Below are 21,240 nucleotides of genomic sequence, written 5' to 3' on the forward strand. Positions count from 1 at the left end.
CATCCTCCTGCCGCGCCCCGGATTCAGCGACTGGAATCCTGCCCCCGTGCCAATGCAGCTACGGGCCAGTCCAGTCGCGAATGGAGGGAAAGCGCGATTGATCAGGTACTATAATAATCCTGCAGCGACCGCACTTCAAGCTTTGCATTTCGCAGTGCAGCAATGGCCTGTGCGGCTGCCACCGATGCCGCTGCGGTGGTATAGTACGGCACCTTGCCGGTCAGCGCCGATCCGCGGATCGATTGCGAATCTTTCAGGCTCTGCCAGCCTTCGGTGGTGTTGAAGATCAGCGCCACATCGCCGTCGATGATCCGGTCGACAATGTGCGGGCGCCCTTCGGCCACCTTGTTGACCAGTTCGACCGGCAGGCCAGCTTCGGCCAGATAGCGCTGCGTACCGCCGGTGGCGATCACGGTGAAGCCCAGATCGATCAATTGCCGCACCGCCGGCAGGATCACGGTCTTGTCGCTGTCCTTGACCGAAACGAAGACCACGCCGCCGTCGGGTAGCCGCGTTCCGGCTCCCAATTGCGATTTGGCAAAGGCAATCGGGAAAGTCGCGTCGATCCCCATTACTTCGCCAGTGCTCTTCATTTCGGGCGAAAGCACCGGATCGACCCCGGGGAAGCGCGCGAACGGGAACACCGCTTCCTTGACCGCCATATAGGGCAGATCGCGCTTGAACGGCGGGAAGGTATCGAGCTTTTCGCCCGCCATCACCCGCGCCGCGATCTTGGCCACCGGCTGGCCGATCGCCTTGGCGACGAACGGCACGGTGCGGCTGGCGCGCGGGTTGACCTCGATCAGATAGACATCTGTGCCCTTCACCGCGAACTGGATGTTCATCAGGCCTTTGACGCCCAGCGCCATCGCCAGCAGTTCGGCCTGGCGCTCCATCTCGGCGATGATTTCGGCGGGCAGGCTGTAGGGCGGCAGGGTGCAGGCGCTGTCGCCCGAATGGATCCCGGCTTCCTCGATATGCTGCATCACGCCCGCGACCACGACCTGCGTCCCGTCGCACAGCGCATCGACATCGCATTCCACCGCATCGCGCAGATACTGGTCGATCAGCACCGGGCTATCGCCTGAAACCGACACTGCGGTAGTGATATAATCATCGAGCTGCGCCACCGAATCGACGATTTCCATCGCCCGGCCGCCCAGCACGTAGCTGGGCCGCATCAGCACCGGGAAGCCGATCCGGCCCGCCACCGCGACCGCTTCATCGCGGCTGCGGGCGATGCCGTTTTCGGGCTGCTTGAGCCCCAGATCATTGACCAGCTTGGCAAAGCGTTCGCGGTCTTCGGCCAGATCAATCGCATCGGGCGAAGTGCCCAGGATCGGGATCCCAGCATCTTCCAGCGCCTGCGCCAGCTTGAGCGGAGTCTGCCCGCCAAACTGCACGATCACGCCGACCAGTTCGCCATTCTGCTGTTCCACCCGCAGAATTTCGAGCACGTCCTCGCCGGTCAGCGGCTCAAAATAGAGCCGGTCGGAGGTGTCATAATCGGTCGAAACCGTTTCCGGGTTGCAGTTGATCATGATCGTTTCATAGCCCGCCTCTTCCAGCGCGTAGCAGGCGTGGCAGCAACAGTAATCGAACTCGATCCCCTGCCCGATCCGGTTGGGCCCGCCGCCCAGGATCACGATCTTCTTGCGGTCAGAGGGCATCGCCTCGCACTCAGGCTCGCCAAACAACGGGCCTTCGTAAGTGGAGTACATATACGGCGTCACCGCCTCGAATTCGGCGGCGCAGCTGTCGATCCGCTTGAACACCGGATGCACACCCAGCCTGGTCCGCAGCGCGCGGACCTCAGCCTCGGTGGTCGCCCCGGCCATCGCTTTCAGCGCATCGTGAAGCAGGCCTGAGCGCCGCGCGGCAAGCGTTTCGCCCAGCCCGCCAGCCACGCCCACGCCGCGCACCGCCAGCACGGCAAGGCGCTTGTCGGAAAAGCCCATTGCCTTCAGTCGCCGCAGCCCCGCTGCGTCGTTGGGCAGGCCATCCTCCATGATCGCGGCTTCTTCGGCGACGATTTCGGCAATGTGACGCAGGAACCAGGGATCGAAACTGGTGATCGCCTGAACATCCTCGATCGAAAAGCCCTCACGGAACGCTTGGGCGATAATCAGGATGCGGTCGGGGGTCTGCTTTGACAGCGCCTCGATCACCGCCTCGCGCCCGCGCCCTTCAAGGCTGAGCATGCGATTGAAGCCGTCGAGCCCGGTTTCCAGCCCGCGCAGCGCCTTCTGCAGCGATTCCTTGAAGTTGCGGCCGATCGCCATCACTTCGCCGACCGATTTCATCGCGGTGGACAGCAGCGGTTCGGCGCCCTTGAACTTTTCAAAGGCGAAGCGCGGGATCTTGGTGACCACGTAATCGATGCTGGGTTCGAACGAAGCCGGGGTCGCCCCGGTGATCTCGTTGGTCAGCTCGTCGAGCGTATAACCCACCGCCAGCTTGGCCGCGACGCGCGCGATCGGGAAGCCGGTGGCCTTGGAGGCGAGCGCGGACGAACGCGAAACCCGCGGGTTCATCTCGATCACGATCAGGCGGCCGTCCGCCGGATTGACCGCGAACTGCACGTTCGATCCGCCGGTCTCCACCCCGATCTCGCGCAACACCGCGATGCTGGCGTTGCGCATGATCTGGTATTCCTTGTCGGTCAGCGTCAGCGCAGGCGCGACCGTGATCGAATCGCCGGTGTGGACCCCCATCGGATCGACATTCTCGATCGAGCAGATGATGATGCAATTGTCCTTGCGGTCACGCACCACTTCCATCTCGAACTCTTTCCACCCCAGCAGGCTCTCTTCGATCAGAACTTCCGTGGTTGGAGAGGCATCGAGGCCAGACTTCACAATCTGCTCGAACTCGGTCTTGTTGAACGCGACCCCGCCACCGGTACCGCCCAGCGTGAAACTCGGCCGGATGATCGAGGGCAGCCCGGTGCGTTCGAGCACTGCGAAAGCCTCGTCAACATTGTGCGCCACGCCGCTGCGGGCGGACTCAAGCCCGATCTTGTCCATCGCCTCGCGGAACCGCTGGCGGTCTTCGGCCTTGTCGATCGCATCGGCATCGGCGCCGATCATCTGCACGCCGTACTTTGCCAACGTGCCATCATTGAACAGCGCCAGCGCGGTATTGAGCGCCGTCTGCCCGCCCATCGTCGGCAGCACCGCATCGGGACGCTCTTTGGCGATGATCGCGGCGACCACTTCAGGCGTGATCGGCTCGATATAGGTCGCATCGGCCATGTCCGGATCGGTCATGATCGTGGCGGGGTTGGAGTTGACGAGGACCACCCGGTACCCCTCCTCCTTCAGCGCCTTGATCGCCTGGGTGCCGGAATAGTCAAACTCGCAGGCCTGCCCGATAATGATCGGACCAGCGCCAATGACGAGGATCGAGGAGATGTCAGTGCGTTTGGGCATTTAGACTAACCGATTCCATATTGTTTTAGCAGCAGGTCGAGAAGCTTTGATGCAGCCAACGCGATTGCAGCGCCACCGTAACGTTCAACCAACATTTTCAAACCAACGACAAGCGTTAACTCCAGACTTCGGATTGAAAATATTCCAGCCCTTATGAGCTCACGACCAGCTTTCAGTCGACCAATAACTAGCTCGCGAAGCCCGTCTTCGCCTGATATTGAGTTCTCTGGTTCAAGAAGTTCCAAAACCTCTTCAATTGGTGACTCAATTTCTTGCTGCTGATTATGCAAAAGGCTTACGATGCGATCAGAAGCCGGCACGCCAACCGCCGCGTTTAAGGGTTCGTTGTTCGCGTCGCTGTCTGCATCAAAGACCCAGCCTAGTTCTCTACCAACATTTTGGAGAGCAACTAAATCGGCATTTCCTCCGAGTTGGAAAAGCAGTGAGCCTTCTTCGTCTACATTACGAAAATGCGCGACCAATCCTTGTTGACCGGAATTAACCAACCGACACCAAGTGCCTGTATAATTATTTCCCTTGGTTTCAAATGCTTGAGTAGACAAAAGCCAATCGACAACCTGTTCGACATCGCTTTCAAAGCCCTTCTCAAAGCCACTTTCGAGCAAAACATGCGAGAAATCGTTGATTAGATCAATTCGAGCTTTCTCAAGACTTTTCCAGTCATATCCGATGTTGTTGGAAAAAATATCCCAACCCATTCTCAGAACGAGAATAGCCCGAAGATTATTGTGAGCGCTCACCCCAACATCCCCACAAACCGCTCAAACAGATAGAAGCTATCCATCGGTCCCGGCGATGCCTCAGGGTGATACTGCACCCCGAACGCGCGCTTGCCTTTGATCGAGATCCCGCAGTTTGAGCCATCGAACAGCGACACGTGCGTTTCCAGCACCCCATCGGGCAGCGCGGCGTTGTCCACCGCGAAGCCGTGGTTCATGCTGGTGATCTCGACCACGCCGTCTTCGAGCCGCTTGACCGGATGGTTCGCGCCGCGGTGGCCCTGGTGCATCTTGGTGGTCTTGGCACCGGCGGCGAGGCCGAGCATCTGGTGGCCGAGGCAGATCCCGAACACCGGCACATCGCGCTCAAGCAGGCCCTGGATCACCGGCACTGCATAGACCCCGGTCGCCGCGGGATCGCCCGGGCCGTTAGACAGGAACACGCCCGCCGGCTTCAGCGCCAGCACCTCGTCCAGCGGCGTATTGCCCGGCACCACCGTGACTTGCGCTCCGGCCTTCACCAGATTGCGGAAGATGTTGTCCTTGGCCCCAAAATCCATCGCCACCACGTGCGGGCGCGGGCTGTGCGGGCTGCGGGCATAGCCCTTGCCCAGCGTCCACACGCCGCCCTGCCATTCTTCATTGGCCCCGCGTGAAACTACACGCGCAAGGTCCATGCCTTCCAGCCCCGGCCAATCCTGCGCGCGCTTGATCAGCGCGGGAATGTCGAACTTGCCGTCGGCCGCGTGGGCGATCACCGCGTTAGGCGCGCCTGACAGGCGGATGCGGCGGGTCAGCGCGCGGGTGTCGATGCCCGACAGCCCGATCTTGCCTTTGGAGGCCAGCCAATCGCCAAAGGTGCCAGCGCTGCGGAAATTGCTGGGCACGGTGAAGTCTTCGCGCACCACGCAGCCGACCGCGCCATCGACATGGCTTTCGACGTCGTCCTCGTTCACCCCGACATTGCCGATGTGCGGGAAGGTGAAGGTGACGATCTGCCCGGCATAGCTGGGATCGGTCATGATCTCCTCATACCCGGTCATCGCGGTGTTGAAGCAGACTTCGCCCACCGCGGCGCTTTCTGCGCCAAATCCCTTGCCCCAGGTGACCTGGCCGGTGGCGAGCACGAGGACTCCCGTCGCACCCTGCGGTTGGGGTGCATACGAAGGGGCGGCGTCAGCCATTTTGGGGGCGCTCCGGTAACGGGATTCCAGCGATGTTGCTAAGGCTCGGCGGCTAAACCCCTTCCCCCCCAGCGTCAACCTTTGAAAAGCCGAAATACCCGGCTAGGGAGGCGACTATCCCCAAGCGCATCGCTTTTCACGAGGAAACACCCAAAAATGCTTCGCGACACGATCAAGGCCGCCCAGATTACTGCGATGAAGGCGGGCGACAAGCCGCGGCTGTCCGCCGTCCGGCTGATCATGGCCAAGCTGAAGGACAAGGATATCGAACTGCGCACCGCCAAGTCTGTACCCGATGACGATGTGCTGGTCACCGATGTGCTGCAGAAAATGGCCAAACAGCGCCGCGAATCGATCACCATGTTCGAACAAGGCGGACGCCAGGAACTGGCCGATGTCGAGAAGGCCGAACTGGCGGTGATCGAGGAATTCATGCCGGCGCAAATGGGCGAGGACGAGACGAAGGCCGCGATTGCGGCGATCATCGCGGAGCTCGGCGCGCAGGGCATGAAGGACATGGGCAAGGTTGTGGCCGAACTGAAGGCGCGGCACGGGAGCCAGCTCGATATGGGCAAGGCCAGCGGGCTGGTGAAAGCGGCTTTGAGCTGAAGTTCGTTCCTGAAATCAAATGGGGCCCTGCCGGAAATCCCGGCAAGGCCCCGTTGTAATGGCTTGAAACCGCTTAGCTCGAAGCGCCGCCAGCCAGGCCTTTGACCGCACCGATGGCCCGCATGACCATCCGGATCGTCACGGCAACACCGAAAGCACCGGCGGCCACGAGAGCGAAACCGCCAAGCATCGCCCCAAGCTGGGTGCCCAGCATCGGCAACGCAGCCATCGCAGCGCCCGCAACCGGCAATGCAAGTGCGGCGACACCAATCCGAATTACCATATCATCGGTGGTTGAAATCCCGGCAATCATCCCGAGCACCAACAGCACAAGCGCCACGTTGAGCCCTTCCATTGGCATGAACGCGGTCACGATAGCCAAGAGCGTGGCCAGCGCAGCTGCCAGCCCGGTTACTTTGGTAAGCATCTTCTTCCCTCCTGTTATTATCAGGGGCGATCCCGGAAATGCTTTTGTCTAAGTGTTTGATTTTCGCCGAGCCACCCCCGCGACCCGAGATGGAGACTAGTTGTATTCACACAAAAGGGAAGGTTTAATTACCCTACGGAATCCATGGCTTACGCGCAGTCAAGAACCGGGGACAAGCCTGTGGGACGATTTCACGCGAGGTTGAGGCGTGCGGCCTCAACGGCTAGACAGGCACCATGTCCCTCTCTCCCCAATGGCTTGATGAACTGCGCGCGCGGGTTACGCTTTCGGGGGTCATTTCGCGCACCACGCGGCTGACCAAGGCGGGGCATGAGTTCAAGGCCTGCTGTCCGTTCCACAACGAGAAGAGCCCCAGCTTCACGGTCAACGATCTGAAGGGGTTCTACCACTGCTTTGGCTGCGGCGCGCATGGCGATGTGATCCGCTGGATGACTGACCAGCGGGGCCTTTCGTTCATGGATGCGGTCAAGGAACTGGCCAGCGAGGCCGGAATGGAATTGCCCGCGATGGACCCGCGCGCGGCGCAAGAGGCGGAAAAGCGCGACAGCCTGCACGATGTGATGGCCGCCGCGCAAGCGTGGTTTGCCGAGCGGTTGACCTCCAGCGAGGGCGACAAGGCCCGCGCCTATCTGGCCACGCGGGGGTTCAACCAGCGGACAGTGGAACGCTTCGGGTTCGGCTATGCGCCGGAAGGGCGGCAATCGCTGAAAGCCGCACTCAGCCAGTTTCCCGAAGCGATGCTGATCGAGGCCGGCCTGCGCATCGCGGTGGAGGACAAGGAGCCCTATGACCGGTTCCGCGGCCGCCTGATGCTGCCGATCGAGGATGCGCGCGGGCGGGTGATCGCATTTGGCGGGCGGATCATTGATGCCGCCAAAACTGATGCACCCAAGTATCTGAATTCGCCCGATACGCCGCTGTTCGACAAGGGCCGCACGCTTTACAACCTGCACCGCGCCGGCCCGGCCTGCCGCCAGAGCGGGCGGATTGTGGTGGTCGAAGGTTATATGGACGTGATCGCGCTGGCCGCTGCGGGGATCGAGGATGCGGTCGCCCCGCTGGGCACCGCGCTGACCGAGCGGCAGCTGGAAATGCTGTGGCGGCTGACCGAAAATCCGGTGCTGTGCTTCGATGGTGATGTCGCCGGGCAGCGCGCCGCGATGCGCGCCGTTACTCGCGCGCTGCCGCTGCTGCGCCCGGCGCACAGCCTCAAGATCGTGCATTTGCCGCCGGGGCTCGATCCCGATGATCTGATCAGGCGCGATGGCACGGCGGCGATGGAAGCAGCGCTGGCCCAGCCGCAAGACCTTTTGGGCTTGCTGTGGCAGCACGAGCGCGATGCCGTCCCCCTCGCCTCGCCCGAGGACAAGGCCGGGCTTAAGGCCCGGCTGATGGCGCAAGTCGATACGATTGCCGATCGCGATATTCAGGCGCTTTACCGGCGCGAGCTGTCCGAGCGCTTTTCCGCTTTCGCTTTTCCGCCGCGTGAACAGCGTGAATGGAAGCCCGCCCGGCCCGGTCAGCGCGGCGTGCCCGCCCCACGCCGCAGCGATCCTGCGCAGACCGCGCGGCTGCGCAAAAGCGCCGGTTCGCGCGATGCGCTGGGAGCCGCGGTGCTGGCCGGTTTGATCCGCTATCCGGCAGAACTGGCGCGCCATGCCGATGTTCTGGCCCATGCCGAACTGGCCGATCCGCGTTATGGCGCGCTGGTTGATGCGGTTGATAGCGGCGAAAGCCTTGAATCCGGGCACTTGCGCACCATATTGGCCGCCCGGGGACTGGCATCTCCGGCTCCGGATGACTATGCGGCGCTGCGCTTCGGCTTTCTGGCTGATGATGCACCGCCCGAACAGGCCCAGGCAGATCTTGCCGCTGCGGTCAGTTTGCTGGTCGAGCGGCCCGCGCTGGAAGCAGCACTGGCCGAGGCGACCCGGCGGCTCGAACGGGACATGTCGGATGGAGCCTATGCAGAACAGCAGCGGCTCTTGAAGAGAAAGCTGGAATTCGAATCGCGCTTGCGGCACATGGCCAGCGCGCGTGCGGGGGCTGAACAAGCGGCTCCTGCCAAACCAATGGCGGAATGATGGAAGACGAAGACATCCAGGGCAACGAAAAGGACGGCGGTGATGCACCGCTGATCGACCTTAACGAAGCCTCGATCAAGAAGCTGATTGCCCGGGCCAAGCGCCGCGGGGTGATCACCATGGACGAGCTCAACGAGGCCCTGCCGCAGGACCAGATGAGCTCTGAGCAGATCGAGGACATCATGTCCGCGATCAGCGAGATGGGCGTCAACATCGTCGAAAGCGACGAGGACGCGGTCGATCCGGACGAGAAGGAAGTCGACGAGGTCGACGAGCAGCCCGACGGCATGGCCGAACGGCCGGACCTGATCAAAAAGAAGGAAATCATCGAGCGCACCGATGATCCGGTGCGAATGTACCTGCGCGAAATGGGCGCGGTCGAACTGCTCAGCCGCGAGGGCGAAATCGCCATCGCCAAGCGGATCGAAGCCGGGCGCGACACGATGATCCTGGGGCTGTGCGAAAGCCCGATCACCTTTCACGCGATCATCCAGTGGTCCGAAGCGCTCAACAACGGGGAAATGCAGCTGCGCGAGATCCTCGATCTCGATGCCATGCTGTCCAAGGAACCCGCGCCCGAAAACATGACCGAGGACGGCGAGGAAGAGGGCGAAGCGGAAATCAGCGAAGCCACCGCCGGCCCCAGCTTCAAGGAAGAAGAAGACGTCGAGGAGGAAAAGCCGGCCTCTGACGAGGACGATGACGACCAGATCGAACGCCGGATGCCGCGCCAGAGCGATGAAGAGGAGGAAGACAACACCCTCTCTCTCGCCCAGATGGAAGCCCAGCTGAAGCCCGAAGCGCTGGAAAAGTTTGCCTCGATCACCGCACTGTTCAAGAAGTTCGAAAAGATCCAGACTGATCGCCTCAATGTGATGGGCGAAGGCGGGGCATTTTCGCCGACCAAGGAAAAGAACTATCAGCAGCTGCGCGAAGACCTGACCGCGCAGGTCGAGAGCGTGCAGTTCCACGCCACCAAGATCGAATATCTGGTCGACAATCTCTATGCCTTCAATCGCCGCCTGACCGCGCTGGGCGGGCAGATGCTGCGCCTGGCCGAACGCCACAAGGTCAATCGCAAGGACTTCCTCGACAGCTACGTCGGGCGCGAGCTCGACGATGGCTGGCTGGCCGCGCAGGCTGGCAAGGACAAGAAGTGGGCGGCCTTTGCCGATCAGGAAGCCGATCCGGTCGAACGGATACGCGCTGAAATTTCGGACATCGCTTCGGCCACCGGCATGTCGCTGGGTGAATTCCGCCGGATCGTCAACATGGTCCAGAAGGGCGAACGCGAAGCGCGTATTGCCAAGAAGGAAATGGTTGAGGCGAACCTGCGGCTGGTGATCTCGATCGCCAAGAAGTACACCAACCGCGGCCTGCAATTCCTCGATCTGATCCAGGAAGGCAATATCGGGCTGATGAAGGCGGTCGACAAGTTCGAATACCGCCGCGGCTACAAGTTCAGCACCTATGCCACCTGGTGGATCCGCCAGGCGATCACCCGCTCGATCGCGGATCAGGCGCGCACGATCCGTATCCCGGTCCACATGATCGAGACGATCAACAAGCTGGTCCGCACCAGCCGCCAGTTCCTGCACGAGCAGGGCCGTGAGCCGACGCCCGAGGAAATGGCCGAGCGCCTGTCGATGCCGCTCGAAAAGGTCCGCAAGGTGATGAAGATCGCCAAGGAACCGATCAGCCTTGAAACCCCGATCGGCGACGAAGAGGATTCGCACCTCGGCGATTTCATCGAGGACAAGAACGCGGTGATCCCGGTGGACGCTGCGATCCAGGCCAACCTCAAGGAAACCGTCACCCGCGTCCTTGCCAGCCTGACCCCGCGCGAGGAACGCGTGCTGCGGATGCGCTTTGGCATCGGCATGAACACCGATCACACGCTCGAGGAAGTCGGCCAGCAGTTCTCGGTAACGCGCGAACGTATCCGCCAGATCGAAGCCAAGGCGCTGCGCAAGCTCAAGCACCCGAGCCGGTCACGCAAGATGCGGAGTTTTCTGGATCAGTGAGGTTGTGAACGATGCAAATCCAGGATTCTTCGTTCAAACCGCGTAGTTCGGAATATTGTAAGAGCTCGATCGGGGCAATCGCGTTGTTTGCTATTCTCTTCGCATTGGCTGCGTGCTCTTCGAGTGAACAAACTACCGCTGACAAACTTAAGCTTGCGGTGGCATCTAAGATGAAGGACCCTGAGAGCGCTCGATTCACGCGACTAAAGTTCGGTCACTTCACCTTGTGCGGCGAAGTAAACAGCACAAACTCCTTTGGCGCGTACGCAGGAGCAGAGCGATTTTCGGCGACCAGTGACTTCGTGCATCTGAGAAGCGAATTTGTCGAAAGAGACGCTGCGCTTGAGGGAAGCCCGGCCAGCTCTGAATGGAAGCATGGAACCGAGGGATTTGATCGGTTCTGGGATGCGTGTCAGCGCGACGGAAAGCCCGTCGAGTAGGTCCTCGCGTCATAAACAGGGACAGTCCCTATTTAACTCTCACCCTGCGCATTGCCTCGCACCACTTCGCCCGTTAAATAGGGACTGTCCCTATTTATGAGGCCTGCCCTTGCCACGCACTTCCCGCATCGTCGTTCCGGGCGTTCCGCACCACATCACACAGCGAGGCAATCGCCGGATGCTGATCTTTTTTTCGGACCATGACCGGGTTTATTATCTCGACGTGCTCACCAAAGCCTGCGCCGCACAGAGCGTTATATGCCTCGCCTGGTGCCTGATGGACAACCACATCCATCTGATCCTGAAGCCGCCAACCGCCGATTCTCTGCGGGCTGCACTGGCCAGCGCTCACACCAAATATGCGCAACATGTCAACTTGCGGCAGGGATTGAGCGGGCATCTGTTTCAGGGGCGCTATGCGAGTTACGCGATGGATGACGCGCATTTGATGATGGCGGTGCGTTATGTTGAAAACAACCCGGTAAAGGCAGGCTCGGTTGCTAAAGCTGAAGACTGGCGCTGGTCGAGCGCGCGGGCGCATATCTTTGGTGAGGATGATGGTCTGACAAACGTAGCGTCGATTGGAGATCATGTCTCTAACTGGCGCGCCTATCTGGCCGATGGCGTCGAAGCCGCAGACCGCGACGAGGCGGTTGAGGCGGCAATGCGATCCGGGCGGCCGCTCGGTTCAAAAGAATGGACGGCGCAGCTTGTCCCACCGTCCAGGCCGAGAGGGCGTCCAATTAAAATAGGGACAGTCCCTATTTAACAGGCATCTCGCCAAGATCACCAAATTTAACGCTCGTCATGCTGGCAATGCGGCGGGGCGGGGATTAAGGCTGCGGCGACGATTCTCACCACTCGCCGGATCTGCCAACCCATGCGCATCGCCATTGCTTCCGATCACGCCGCTTTCGACTTGAAGGCCGAACTGCGCGATTATCTGATCGGCCTGGGCCATGAGGTGGCCGATTTGGGCCCAGAGACCGCCGACCGCGTCGATTACCCCGATTTTGGCTACAAACTGGCCGCGGTGATTGCCGATGGCACCGCTCAATTCGGCGTGGCGCTATGCGGCAGCGGGATCGGGATTTCGATTGCAGTCAACCGCAATCCGGCTTGCCGCTGTGCGCGGGTTGACGATCCCTATTCCGCCGCCCTCGCCCGCGAGCACAACGATGCCAACTGCATTGCGATGGGCGCGCGGCTGACCGGGGTCGATATGGCCAAGGCCTGCCTAGACGCCTTCCTTTCCACACCCTTCGGCGGCGGCCGCCACGGCCCCCGGGTCGACAAGCTCTCAAACCCTTCCTGCTGAGGAGCCCACTCCTGTGACTACCACTCTTGACGCTGCTCCGGTCCGTTCTGCCGGGTTCTTCACTACCCACCTGGCCGAAGCCGATCCCGATGTGTACGCCGCGATTCAGAACGAGCTTAACCGCCAGCGCCACAATATCGAGCTGATCGCAAGCGAGAACATCACCAGCCTTGCCGTGCTCGAAGCAACCGGCTCGGTCTTCACCAACAAGTACGCCGAGGGCTACCCGGGCAAGCGCTATTACGGCGGCTGCGAATATGCCGACGTCGTCGAAAACCTGGCGATCGAGCGGGCCAAGGCGCTGTTCGGCTGCCAGTTTGCCAACGTCCAGCCCAATTCGGGCAGCCAGATGAACCAGGCGGTGTTCCTAGCGCTGCTCAATCCGGGCGATACCTTCATGGGGCTCGACCTCAATTCGGGCGGGCACCTCACCCACGGCAGCCCGGTGAACATGAGCGGCAAGTGGTTCAACCCGGTGCCTTATGGGGTGCGGCAGGACGACGAACAGATCGATATGGACGCGGTCGCCGCCCTGGCCCGTGAACACAAGCCCAAGCTGATCATCTGTGGCGGCACCGCCTATTCGCGGATCTGGGATTTCCAGCGCTTCCGTGAAATCGCCGACGAAGTAGGCGCTTACCTGCTCGGCGATATTTCGCATTTCTCGGGGCTGGTCGCGGGCGGCGCGCACCCCTCACCCTTCCCGCATTGCCACGTGGTGACCTCCACCACCCACAAGAGCCTGCGCGGGCCTCGTTCGGGCGTGATCCTGACCAACGACGAGGATCTGGCCAAGAAGCTCAACTCGGCTGTGTTCCCTGGCCTTCAGGGCGGCCCGCTGGTCCATGTGATCGCGGCCAAGGCGGTGGCGTTCGGCGACGCGTTGAAGCCGGAATTCAAGGCCTATGCCGCGCAGATCGTCAGGAACGCCCGTGCGCTCGCCGCGTCGCTGACGGACAATGGCCTGCGGATCGTTTCGGGCGGCACCGACAACCACCTGATGCTGGTTGACCTGTCAGCCAAGAACGTCACCGGCAAGGCTGCCGAAAAGGGTCTCGACCGGGCCTGGCTGACCTGCAACAAAAACGGCGTGCCGTTCGACACCCGCTCGCCCTTCGTTACATCGGGGATTCGCCTCGGTACTCCGGCCGGCACCACCCGCGGGTTTGGCGAGGCCGAGTTCACCCAGGTTGGCCAGCTAATCGCCGAAGTCGTTGACGGCATGGCCCGCAACGGCGATGAAGGCGACGGTCAGGTCGAGCAGAAGGTGCGCGACCGCGTGGCAGCGCTGTGCGAGCGCTTCCCGATCTATCCGGAGTTGTAAGATGAGCGAAGATATCGTCCAGGACGCCAAGGCCGAACTCAGCGGCATGGCCAAGCAAGGGGTGCGTCACCCCTCGACCAAGCCGGTGCTGGGCGGTCTCGCCGCCGGCGCCTTGGCCGGGGCTCTGCTCCCGGGCCTCAGCCTGCTGGCCGGCGCAGTGATCGGCGGCGGTGTCATGTTTTACAAGAGGTTGCGCCCGTAAGTGCGTTGTCCATTTTGTGCGCATGATGACAGCCAGGTAAAGGATTCGCGCCCTACCGAAGACAACACCGCGATCCGCCGCCGCCGTCAGTGTGACAGCTGCGGCGCGCGCTTCACCACGTTTGAACGGGTGCAGCTGCGCGAGATTACCGTGGTGAAATCGGATGGCTCACGCGAAAGCTTTGATCGCACCAAGATTGAACAGTCGGTCGCGTTGGCCTGCCGTAAACGCGGGATTGCACAGGAACGGCTCGATCAGCTGGTCTCGGGCGTCCAGCGCCAGATCGAAACATTTGGCGAAAACGAAGTCGCCGCCAAGGCGATCGGCCAGATGGTGATGGAAGGGCTGCGCGGGCTCGATTCCGTCGCCTACATCCGCTTTGCCAGCGTCTACCGCGAATTTACCGAAGCCAGGGACTTTGAGGAATTTGCCGGAAACGTGCGCGATATCGGGCAAGAGTAGCCGGAATATGGCTTACGCCTTCGTAACCTACATGCTCCACTGCGGCGACGGGTCCTATTACGTAGGGCATACTGAGGAACGCGAGCTTGAGCGCAAGCTCGTGCAGCACCAGGCCGGGACGCTCGACGAATATACCGCCACACGGTTGCCGGTGGTGCTGGTCTGGTCAACGCCGTTTGTGGACCGCGACGCGGCCTTCGCGGCAGAGCGGCGCCTGAAAGGCTGGACCCGCGCCAAGCGTGAAGCGCTGATCGCCGGTGATCAAACCCTCGCGGCCCAGCTTGAAACCATGGCGCCAATCTCGCGGGTGGCCGCAGATCAGGCACCCGCCATCGAACTGGTCAATCCGCCGGTGATCGTGCTCGTCCGCCCGCAACTGGGCGAGAATATCGGCAAGGCGGCGCGCGCCATGCTCAATTTCGGGCTAAGCGAAATCCGGCTGGTCGCACCGCGCGATGGCTGGCCCAACCCCAGCGCCGGCCCGTCCGCCGCGGGAGCCAATGTGGTGCTGGAAAAGGCGCAGGTGTTTGACACTCTGGCAGAAGCGGTGGCGGATTGCGCGCATGTCTATGCCACCACGGTGCGCAAACGCGGGGTGACCAAGCCGGTCGTTACCCCGCAGCAGGCGGCGCTGGCGATCCATCGCGAGCCTGGCCGGTCGGCATTGGTCTTCGGTCCTGAACGCAGCGGTCTGGACAGCGACGATGTTGCTTTGGCCCGCGCGATCCTGACGGTGCCGATCAATCCTGAATTTGCCTCGCTCAATCTCGCGCAGGCGGTGATCCTGTGCGCCTATGAATGGTCAAAAGGCGCGGCATTGGTCCAGCCCACTGTCGAGGAAATCCTTCCCCCTGCCCCGCAGGAGGACCTGGAAGGGATGATTGGCCAATTGGTCGCCATGCTCGAGCCGCGCGACTATTTCAGGCCGGACAGCCGCTCTGATGCAACCATGCGGACATTGCGCAGCATCCTGACCAAGCCGGGCTGGAACCACCTCGAAGTGCGCACCCTGCGCGGCGTTTTGTCGGCGCTGAAACGCCGTTGATCTCACGCGGCAGCCCCAGAGCAACAACTAGACTTGCTTTCGCGCGGGCGCGGCGTTAAGGGCGCGCCTTCGCAATTGAGCGGGCACTCCGGTGAAGCCTGTCTCGCATTCCGTAAATTGGCGGAATGGTGCGGTTCCGGACTAGAAGGCTGGGCACAAGGCCACGCCATGCAAATTGAAGGACTCGCTCGACATGTCGAAGCGTAAAGCATCCAAGTACAAACTTGATCGCCGGATGGGTGAAAACATCTGGGGTCGTCCGAAAAGCTCGGTCAACCGCCGTTCGTATGGCCCCGGCCAGCACGGCCAGCGCCGCAAGAGCAAGGTTTCGGATTTCGGCATCCAGCTGCGCGCCAAGCAGAAGCTCAAGGGCTACTATGGCGACGTTACCGAAAAGCAGTTCAAGCGCACCTACCAGGAAGCCGCCAAGATCAAGGGCGATACCGGTCAGAACCTGATCGGCCTGCTCGAGCAGCGCCTCGACATGGTGATCTACCGTGCCAAGTTCGCGCCGACGGTGTTCTCGGCCCGCCAGATCGTTTCGCACGGCCACATCTATGTCAACGGCGTGAAGTGCAACATCGCCAGCCGCCGCGTGCGCCCAGGTGACGTAATCTCGCTCGGCAAGAAGGCAAAGGACATGGCCCTGATCGCCGAAGCGCAGAGCCTGCCCGAACGCGACATTCCCGAATATGTTGCGCCCGACGGCACCGACAAGGTCACCTTCGTGCGCGTCCCGACGCTGGATGAAGTGCCCTATCCGGTGAAGATGGAACCGAACCTGGTCGTCGAATTCTATTCGCGCTGATCGCGGTTCGATCGCATCACAAGAGGGCGGCCTTCGCGGGCCGCCCTTTTTGTTTGTCGGCACCGCTCCCCGTACGCTTACGGAGGCCTTAGCAAGCCCGCATTGACCTTGATCGTGCATCAACGATCCATCAATCGGCTTTAGGCTCTCCCGTACTGGAGGTGAACCATGCCTGATCCAACCTGCCAATTCCGCTTCTGCACCCCGCACCGCTCGGGCAAATGGTATGCCAGCCTTGGCGCGGCGCAGCAGCAAGCCGGGGCGATCGGCGCAGGATACCTCGAAGCCCGCACCGGCATGTTCCAGCCCTATTGCCACACCCGGCTGGAAACGCGCTGAGCGCATAAATCAGGGCTTTAATCGTCCGATTAATTTGCTAGTCCTGCCGGCACAACGGGAGAGACACAGCATGAAATTCGACGAAGTGATCATGGGGCGGCGCTCGATCCGCGGATATCTGGACAAGCCGGTACCGCGCGAGCTGATCAAGGAAGTGCTGAGTCTGGCGATGCGCGCGCCGTCCTCGATGAACACCCAGCCGTGGTATTTCCATGTCATCACCGGCGAACCGCTAGACCGGATTCGCGCCGGGAACACCGAACGCAACCTGGCCGGTGTGCCGCACAGCCGCGAATTTCGCACCGGCCATGCGTTTGATGGCGTGCACCGCGAACGCCAGATCGGGGTGGCCAAGCAGCTTTTCATCGCAATGGGTATAGCCCGCGATGACAAGGATGCGCGGCTCGATTGGGTATTGCGGGGCTTCCGCCAGTTCGATGCGCCGGTCTGCGTCATCATCACCTATGACAAGGACCTGGCCGACAGCGACGATACCGCGTTCGATTGCGGCGCGGTAACCACGGCGCTGGTCAATGCCGCCTGGTCGCGCGGGCTGGGCTGCGTGATCAACAGCCAGGGCATCATGCAAAGCCCGGTGGTGCGCGAACACGCCGGCATTCCTGACGATCAGGTGATCATGAAGGCCGTGGCGCTGGGCTGGCCCGATGAAAGCTTCCCCGCCAACGCGGTTGTATCAGAACGCAAAAACGTGTCCGAAGCGGCTGTATTCACGGGATTTGATTGAAAAGACAAACAGCCGCTCAGTCGAGTAGCAGGACCTTTTCGTCCGGGTGAACCATGTTCATGTCCGAGCGCAGCAGCTGCCCGGCCATGTCAGGATCGACGTGGTTCGGGTTAAGCAGCGCGACACGGTTCTTGAGGACATCGCGTTGTGCTTCGATCTGTTTGAGTTCGGTCTGACGCAGCGTCAGCAACCTGCTGTTTTCGCTCCACGCCAGGATCCCGCTGGGTCCGATTGTGATCCATCCGCCCATCGCCAGCAGGCAAACCAGTGCCAGGGCCTGCGTAACGCGTTCCTTGGCAAGTCTGGGTTGAGCTAGCGAATGCATGATGCACTTAGAATCATATATGATTCAGCAGTTCAAGGGCTAATTTTGCCTTTTGGTGTGAATGTCCCCAAAAAAGCGCCCGGACAGTGACTGTCCGGGCGCAAATGGGCCGCAGCGGGAGGGAGGGGAGTGTGATGCGGCCCGAAACGTCCTAGTTGCTGAGCGGAGCCGGTTCGGCCTGATCGGCGGCGACCGACTTGATCTGGCCTTCGCCCATCACGCTGACCAGCGCCTTGCCGTCAACTTCGAAGGCGTTGGCGGGAAGCATGGCGGTCGCGCCATCGACCCTGACCACCAACGCCTGCACGTTGCCCTGGGCATCGGCAATCACTTCACGAACCTTGCCGATCTTGTCGCCATCGGCGTCGAACAGGTTCGTGCCCTTCTTGACCTCGAAGGCACCGGCCGCATCACCGGCTGCGCTGCCGGCCAGGGCCAGGTTGTTCGCCGAGGCATTCAGCATGCCATCGGCCGAACCGGTGACCGAAGCGGTAGCGGTGCCAAGCCCGTTCACCGCATTGCCCGCTTCACCGCGAACGCCGTTGATGGTGTTGCCAGCGCTGTCACGCACCGTGCCGACGGTCTGCCCGGCGGTATCGCGAGTGCTCTGCACAGTGCCGCGCACCGCCTCGGTGCCGATCAGCTGCGCATCAGCCGAACCGGTACCCGAAGCCGAAGCCGAGCCTGCACCGCTGCCGGTAGCCGCGCCAAGCGGGCTGGTGAGCGATTGACCCGCCGAGCCTGAGGCCTGGCCACTGGCCGAACCCGACGTCTTGACCTGGCCCGAACGGCGATCAGCGCTGGCGTTGGTGGCGGCAGCTGCGCCGCCGGTAACGGTTCCGACCGTGCTGGTGGTGACCGGCGGCAGCGTCGGCATCGTGGGAAGCGTGCGGGCGACCGACCCGGCGCCGCCCAAAACGCCACCGACACCGCCGCCGAGGATCTGGGCCTGGGCGGGATTGGCAATCGCGGTCAGTGCAACCGCGGTAAAGAGAGTGAAAGTTTTCATGGTTTCGTCCTTTCCTAATCCGTAGCGGCAGGACCTTTTGCCTGTCGCTCATGGTGGAAACGGACCGAGCGGATTTTTTACTTCAAAAAATCTGCAAAAAAGTTTTCAGCGGCAGGTTGCGCACAGCAAACCGCGGCCGGTCTTGGGATCGGGACGGCGCTTGCCGAGCAGCACCGCTTCGGCATCGAGGGCGGCGGTGACACCCGCTGCAGGCACGCCCCGGCCCATCGCCGCAGCGGCGCGCACCGCGACCAGCGGTGCCGCGAATGACGTACCGCGCACCGCCACCATCCGGCCATTGCGATCTTGCGCCGAAATCCCTGCGCCGGGCGCTGCATAATCGACATGGGCCGCCCGGCCCGCCTCGATCAGCACGCGGTTGCGGGCATCGACCCCGGTTACCGCGAAGACGCCGGGATAGGACGCTGGATAGCTCGGCGGCGCGGCCGGACCATCATTGCCCACCGCTGCCACCACGATCACCCCGCGCAGCTGTGCCGCGCGCACCGCGCGTTCCACCAGCGGGTTACGCGGGCCGACCAGGCTGATCGAAATCACCCGCGCCCCCCTGACGACAAGCCAGCCTAGCGCGTTGGAAATTGCCAGCGCCGATCCGCCAGCGCGGTCGCTGCCATAGACATCGGCCACCAACAGCCGCCTTGCCCCGGCGCGCATTGCCAGCGAAACCACGGCGCTGCCATGGTTGCTGGGAATGGGCGCCCCTGAGGCAAAGCCGCGGGTAGTGACGCCTTGCATGGCGCCGCCATCGATGATCCCGATCGCGGTGCCGACTGGTCCGCCCGAAGCGGGCATCGCGCCGCCGCTGCCTCCACCCTGCCCGCTTTGGAAATGCAGCTGGTCACTGCTGATCGTGGCCGCCGGGACCTTCATTTTGAGCAGCTTCTGCGCTTTGGCGAGAGACATTCCCTTAGGCACGGTCAATACGGCAACCTGGAGGCCGAGCCCGTCAATCGCCTGACCCTCGCCAAGACCAAAGCCCAGCGCGGTCACCGCTGCGCTGGTCGCGGGATCGGGATCGATCAGCAGCAGCACCCCGCGGCGCGCCGGCTCACCATCCAGATCGCGTTCGATGAATTCGCGGTTTCCAGCTACCAACGCCTGGAGCCGGTCAAGCCGGGCCTGCCGCAGGGCACCGCTGATCTGCCCGGTGGTGCCGGTCAGCACGCTGTCGGCGGTGGACAAGGGACCATCAAGCAAGGGTCCGGCCACCGGCAGCGACGGCAAGCCGCCGCCAAGCAGTCCTTGCGCGGCCAGCGGCGGCCCCAGGATCATGGCCAAGGCCATTAAAAATGCGGAAAAGCGGCGCATGGTGGTTACTCCTTTACAAATTTTTTCATTAGCTGTGAAGGAAACGCACCAGCCGGTTCGTTTCATCCATCAGAAATGGAGCACATGCAGGAAGACCCGTTCCTTGCCGGATTAACTGCCCTCTTGCCGCGGATGCGACGCTTCGCATCCGGGCTGGCGCGCGATCCTGCGGATGCGGACGACCTGTGCCAGGCGGCTATCGAACGCGCGCTCAACTCGCGCGGGCAATGGCAGGAAGGCACGCGGCTCGACAGTTGGATGTACCGGATCATGCGTAACATGTGGATTGACGAAGCCCGTTCCCGCACCCGGCGCAGCAAGACCTTTGCCGACGAAGAGGCGGGCCTGCACGTGGGCGCGATGGGCGCGCAGGAAGCCCATGTCGAGCTGTCGAACGTTGACCGCGCGATGCAGACCCTGCCCGACGAACAGCGCGAGGCGGTTCTGCTGGTGCTGGTCGAAGGCTATAAATATGCCGAGGCCGCCGCGATTGTCGGCTGCCCGATCGGCACACTCACATCGCGGCTTTTGCGTGGCCGCGAAGCGCTGATGGTCAAATTGGGAGAAGCGGCATGACTGTTTCGGACGAACGGCTGGCCGCCTATGCCGATGGCGAGCTGAACGAATTCGAAGCCGCGCAGGTGCGCCGCGCGATCGGGGCCGATCCCGCGCTGGCCGATCAGCTGGCTGCGTTAGAGGGGCTTAAGGCGGCCCTAGCAGCGCATTACGATCCGATCCTGGCCCAGCCCGTGCCTGCGGCGCTAAGCGACCCGATCGAGCAGGCCGCCAAGGTGACCAATCTGTCGGCCGCCCGCGAAGCCCGCCAGCGCTGGTTCAGCAAGCCGGTGGTGCGCTATGCCGCGCTGCCAGCGCTGGCCGCCAGCCTGCTGATCGTGGTCTTCGTCGGACGCGGCGGCGAGAGCGATACGGCAGGCTATGCCGCACCGCAGCTCGCCGCCGCGCTCGACGGCGCGCTGTCGGGCGAAACCGGGCGCGATGGCACCAAGCTGCTGCTGAGCTTCCGCGATTCTGCTGGTAGCGCCTGCCGGGCCTATGCGGGCAAGACCGGCGCGGGCATCGCCTGTCATGGCGACAAGGGCTGGAAGCTGGTCAAGACCGGCACAGCCGGTACCCGCTCGGGCAGCGAGTTCCAGCAGGCCGGCAGCAGCGCGGCCGACATCATGACCGCTGCGCAGGACATGGCAGCGAACGGCGCGATGGAACCGGGCGAAGAAGCGGCCGCGCGCAAGGGTGGCTGGGCGCCGCAGAAATAATGGTGCGCCCGACGGGATTCGAACCCATGGCCCCCAGATTAGGAATCTGATGCTCTATCCTGCTGAGCTACGGGCGCGCCGCGTCCCCCATAGGCAGGCA

At 62.3% G+C, this 21,240-nt stretch carries 21 protein-coding genes and 1 tRNA gene; 14 read left to right on the forward strand and 8 right to left on the reverse strand.

Going from position 1 to position 21,240, the window contains the following annotated elements:
• Positions 1–101: 101 nt before the first annotated feature.
• The 3 genes from carB to carA are packed head-to-tail and all read right to left on the reverse strand — an operon-like array spanning position 102 to position 5,355.
• Positions 102–3,431 (reverse strand): carbamoyl-phosphate synthase large subunit, encoded by a 3,330-nt coding sequence (carB, locus tag RMN99_RS08545; protein WP_309622883.1) that lies wholly within the window; start codon positions 3,429–3,431, stop codon positions 102–104.
• A gap of 5 nt (positions 3,432–3,436) precedes the next feature.
• Positions 3,437–4,192 (reverse strand): hypothetical protein, encoded by a 756-nt coding sequence (locus RMN99_RS08550; protein WP_309622884.1) that lies wholly within the window; start codon positions 4,190–4,192, stop codon positions 3,437–3,439.
• Positions 4,189–5,355, reverse strand: coding sequence for a glutamine-hydrolyzing carbamoyl-phosphate synthase small subunit (carA, locus tag RMN99_RS08555; RefSeq protein WP_309622885.1), 1,167 nt, complete (start codon positions 5,353–5,355; stop codon positions 4,189–4,191). The genes RMN99_RS08550 and carA overlap by 4 nt, the downstream gene beginning before the upstream one ends.
• A 156-nt stretch (positions 5,356–5,511) precedes the next feature.
• Here carA and RMN99_RS08560 point away from each other — a divergent pair, with 156 nt between their 5' ends.
• Positions 5,512–5,964 (forward strand): GatB/YqeY domain-containing protein, encoded by a 453-nt coding sequence (locus RMN99_RS08560; RefSeq protein WP_309622886.1) that lies wholly within the window; start codon positions 5,512–5,514, stop codon positions 5,962–5,964.
• Positions 5,965–6,037: 73 nt separating this feature from the next.
• Here RMN99_RS08560 and RMN99_RS08565 read toward each other — a convergent pair whose 3' ends face one another.
• Entirely contained in the window at positions 6,038–6,391 is a 354-nt protein-coding gene (locus tag RMN99_RS08565; RefSeq protein ID WP_309622887.1) for a hypothetical protein, read from the reverse strand.
• A 236-nt stretch (positions 6,392–6,627) separates the two neighbouring features.
• Between RMN99_RS08565 and dnaG the strand changes: the two genes are divergently transcribed.
• The 11 genes from dnaG to RMN99_RS08620 all read left to right on the forward strand — a co-directional run bounded on the left by dnaG (position 6,628) and on the right by RMN99_RS08620 (position 17,203).
• Positions 6,628–8,496, forward strand: coding sequence for a DNA primase (gene dnaG, locus RMN99_RS08570; RefSeq protein ID WP_309622888.1), 1,869 nt, complete (start codon positions 6,628–6,630; stop codon positions 8,494–8,496).
• A complete protein-coding gene (gene rpoD, locus RMN99_RS08575; RefSeq protein WP_405029594.1) occupies positions 8,496–10,520 on the forward strand; it encodes an RNA polymerase sigma factor RpoD in 2,025 nt (674 codons plus the stop codon). The genes dnaG and rpoD overlap by 1 nt, the downstream gene beginning before the upstream one ends.
• A gap of 549 nt (positions 10,521–11,069) precedes the next feature.
• Positions 11,070–11,729 carry a transposase gene (locus RMN99_RS08580; RefSeq protein WP_309622890.1) on the forward strand — a complete coding sequence of 220 codons (660 nt, stop codon included), beginning with the start codon at positions 11,070–11,072 and terminating at the stop codon, positions 11,727–11,729.
• A 111-nt stretch (positions 11,730–11,840) separates the two neighbouring features.
• On the forward strand, positions 11,841–12,278 hold the full coding sequence (gene rpiB, locus RMN99_RS08585) for a ribose 5-phosphate isomerase B (RefSeq protein ID WP_309622891.1): 438 nt from the start codon (positions 11,841–11,843) through the stop codon (positions 12,276–12,278).
• A 13-nt stretch (positions 12,279–12,291) separates the two neighbouring features.
• Positions 12,292–13,602 (forward strand): serine hydroxymethyltransferase, encoded by a 1,311-nt coding sequence (gene glyA, locus RMN99_RS08590; protein ID WP_309622892.1) that lies wholly within the window; start codon positions 12,292–12,294, stop codon positions 13,600–13,602.
• Position 13,603: 1 nt separating this feature from the next.
• On the forward strand, positions 13,604–13,804 hold the full coding sequence (locus RMN99_RS08595) for a hypothetical protein (RefSeq protein WP_309622893.1): 201 nt from the start codon (positions 13,604–13,606) through the stop codon (positions 13,802–13,804).
• Entirely contained in the window at positions 13,805–14,266 is a 462-nt protein-coding gene (gene nrdR, locus RMN99_RS08600; RefSeq protein WP_309622894.1) for a transcriptional regulator NrdR, read from the forward strand.
• Between the two features lie 7 nt (positions 14,267–14,273).
• Positions 14,274–15,311, forward strand: coding sequence for a TrmJ/YjtD family RNA methyltransferase (locus tag RMN99_RS08605; protein ID WP_309622895.1), 1,038 nt, complete (start codon positions 14,274–14,276; stop codon positions 15,309–15,311).
• 193 nt (positions 15,312–15,504) lie between these two features.
• On the forward strand, positions 15,505–16,119 hold the full coding sequence (rpsD, locus tag RMN99_RS08610; RefSeq protein ID WP_309622896.1) for a 30S ribosomal protein S4: 615 nt from the start codon (positions 15,505–15,507) through the stop codon (positions 16,117–16,119).
• Positions 16,120–16,287: 168 nt separating this feature from the next.
• On the forward strand, positions 16,288–16,458 hold the full coding sequence (locus RMN99_RS08615; protein WP_309622897.1) for a hypothetical protein: 171 nt from the start codon (positions 16,288–16,290) through the stop codon (positions 16,456–16,458).
• Between the two features lie 70 nt (positions 16,459–16,528).
• Positions 16,529–17,203, forward strand: a complete 675-nt coding sequence (locus tag RMN99_RS08620) for a nitroreductase (protein WP_309622898.1) — start codon at positions 16,529–16,531, stop codon at positions 17,201–17,203.
• A gap of 16 nt (positions 17,204–17,219) precedes the next feature.
• On the opposite strand, the gene RMN99_RS08625 is transcribed toward RMN99_RS08620, so the two are convergent.
• The 3 genes from RMN99_RS08625 to RMN99_RS08635 form a co-directional block, all read right to left on the reverse strand.
• Entirely contained in the window at positions 17,220–17,528 is a 309-nt protein-coding gene (locus tag RMN99_RS08625; protein ID WP_309622899.1) for a septum formation initiator, read from the reverse strand.
• Between the two features lie 151 nt (positions 17,529–17,679).
• Positions 17,680–18,537 carry a PRC-barrel domain-containing protein gene (locus tag RMN99_RS08630; protein ID WP_309622900.1) on the reverse strand — a complete coding sequence of 286 codons (858 nt, stop codon included), beginning with the start codon at positions 18,535–18,537 and terminating at the stop codon, positions 17,680–17,682.
• Between the two features lie 105 nt (positions 18,538–18,642).
• The gene (locus tag RMN99_RS08635; RefSeq protein WP_309622901.1) at positions 18,643–19,866 is read right to left on the reverse strand and encodes a S8 family serine peptidase; all 1,224 of its coding nucleotides are present in this window, start codon (positions 19,864–19,866) and stop codon (positions 18,643–18,645) included.
• Between the two features lie 84 nt (positions 19,867–19,950).
• Here RMN99_RS08635 and RMN99_RS08640 point away from each other — a divergent pair, with 84 nt between their 5' ends.
• Positions 19,951–20,442, forward strand: a complete 492-nt coding sequence (locus RMN99_RS08640; RefSeq protein WP_309622925.1) for an RNA polymerase sigma factor — start codon at positions 19,951–19,953, stop codon at positions 20,440–20,442.
• Positions 20,439–21,140 carry a hypothetical protein gene (locus RMN99_RS08645; protein ID WP_309622902.1) on the forward strand — a complete coding sequence of 234 codons (702 nt, stop codon included), beginning with the start codon at positions 20,439–20,441 and terminating at the stop codon, positions 21,138–21,140. The genes RMN99_RS08640 and RMN99_RS08645 overlap by 4 nt, the downstream gene beginning before the upstream one ends.
• Here the strand turns inward: RMN99_RS08645 and RMN99_RS08650 are convergent.
• A tRNA-Arg gene (locus RMN99_RS08650) sits at positions 21,141–21,217 on the reverse strand.
• Positions 21,218–21,240: the final 23 nt, after the last annotated feature.

Origin of the sequence: Novosphingobium sp., from assembly GCF_031417815.1 — a bacterium.
Taxonomy (GTDB): Bacteria; Pseudomonadota; Alphaproteobacteria; order Sphingomonadales; family Sphingomonadaceae; genus Novosphingobium.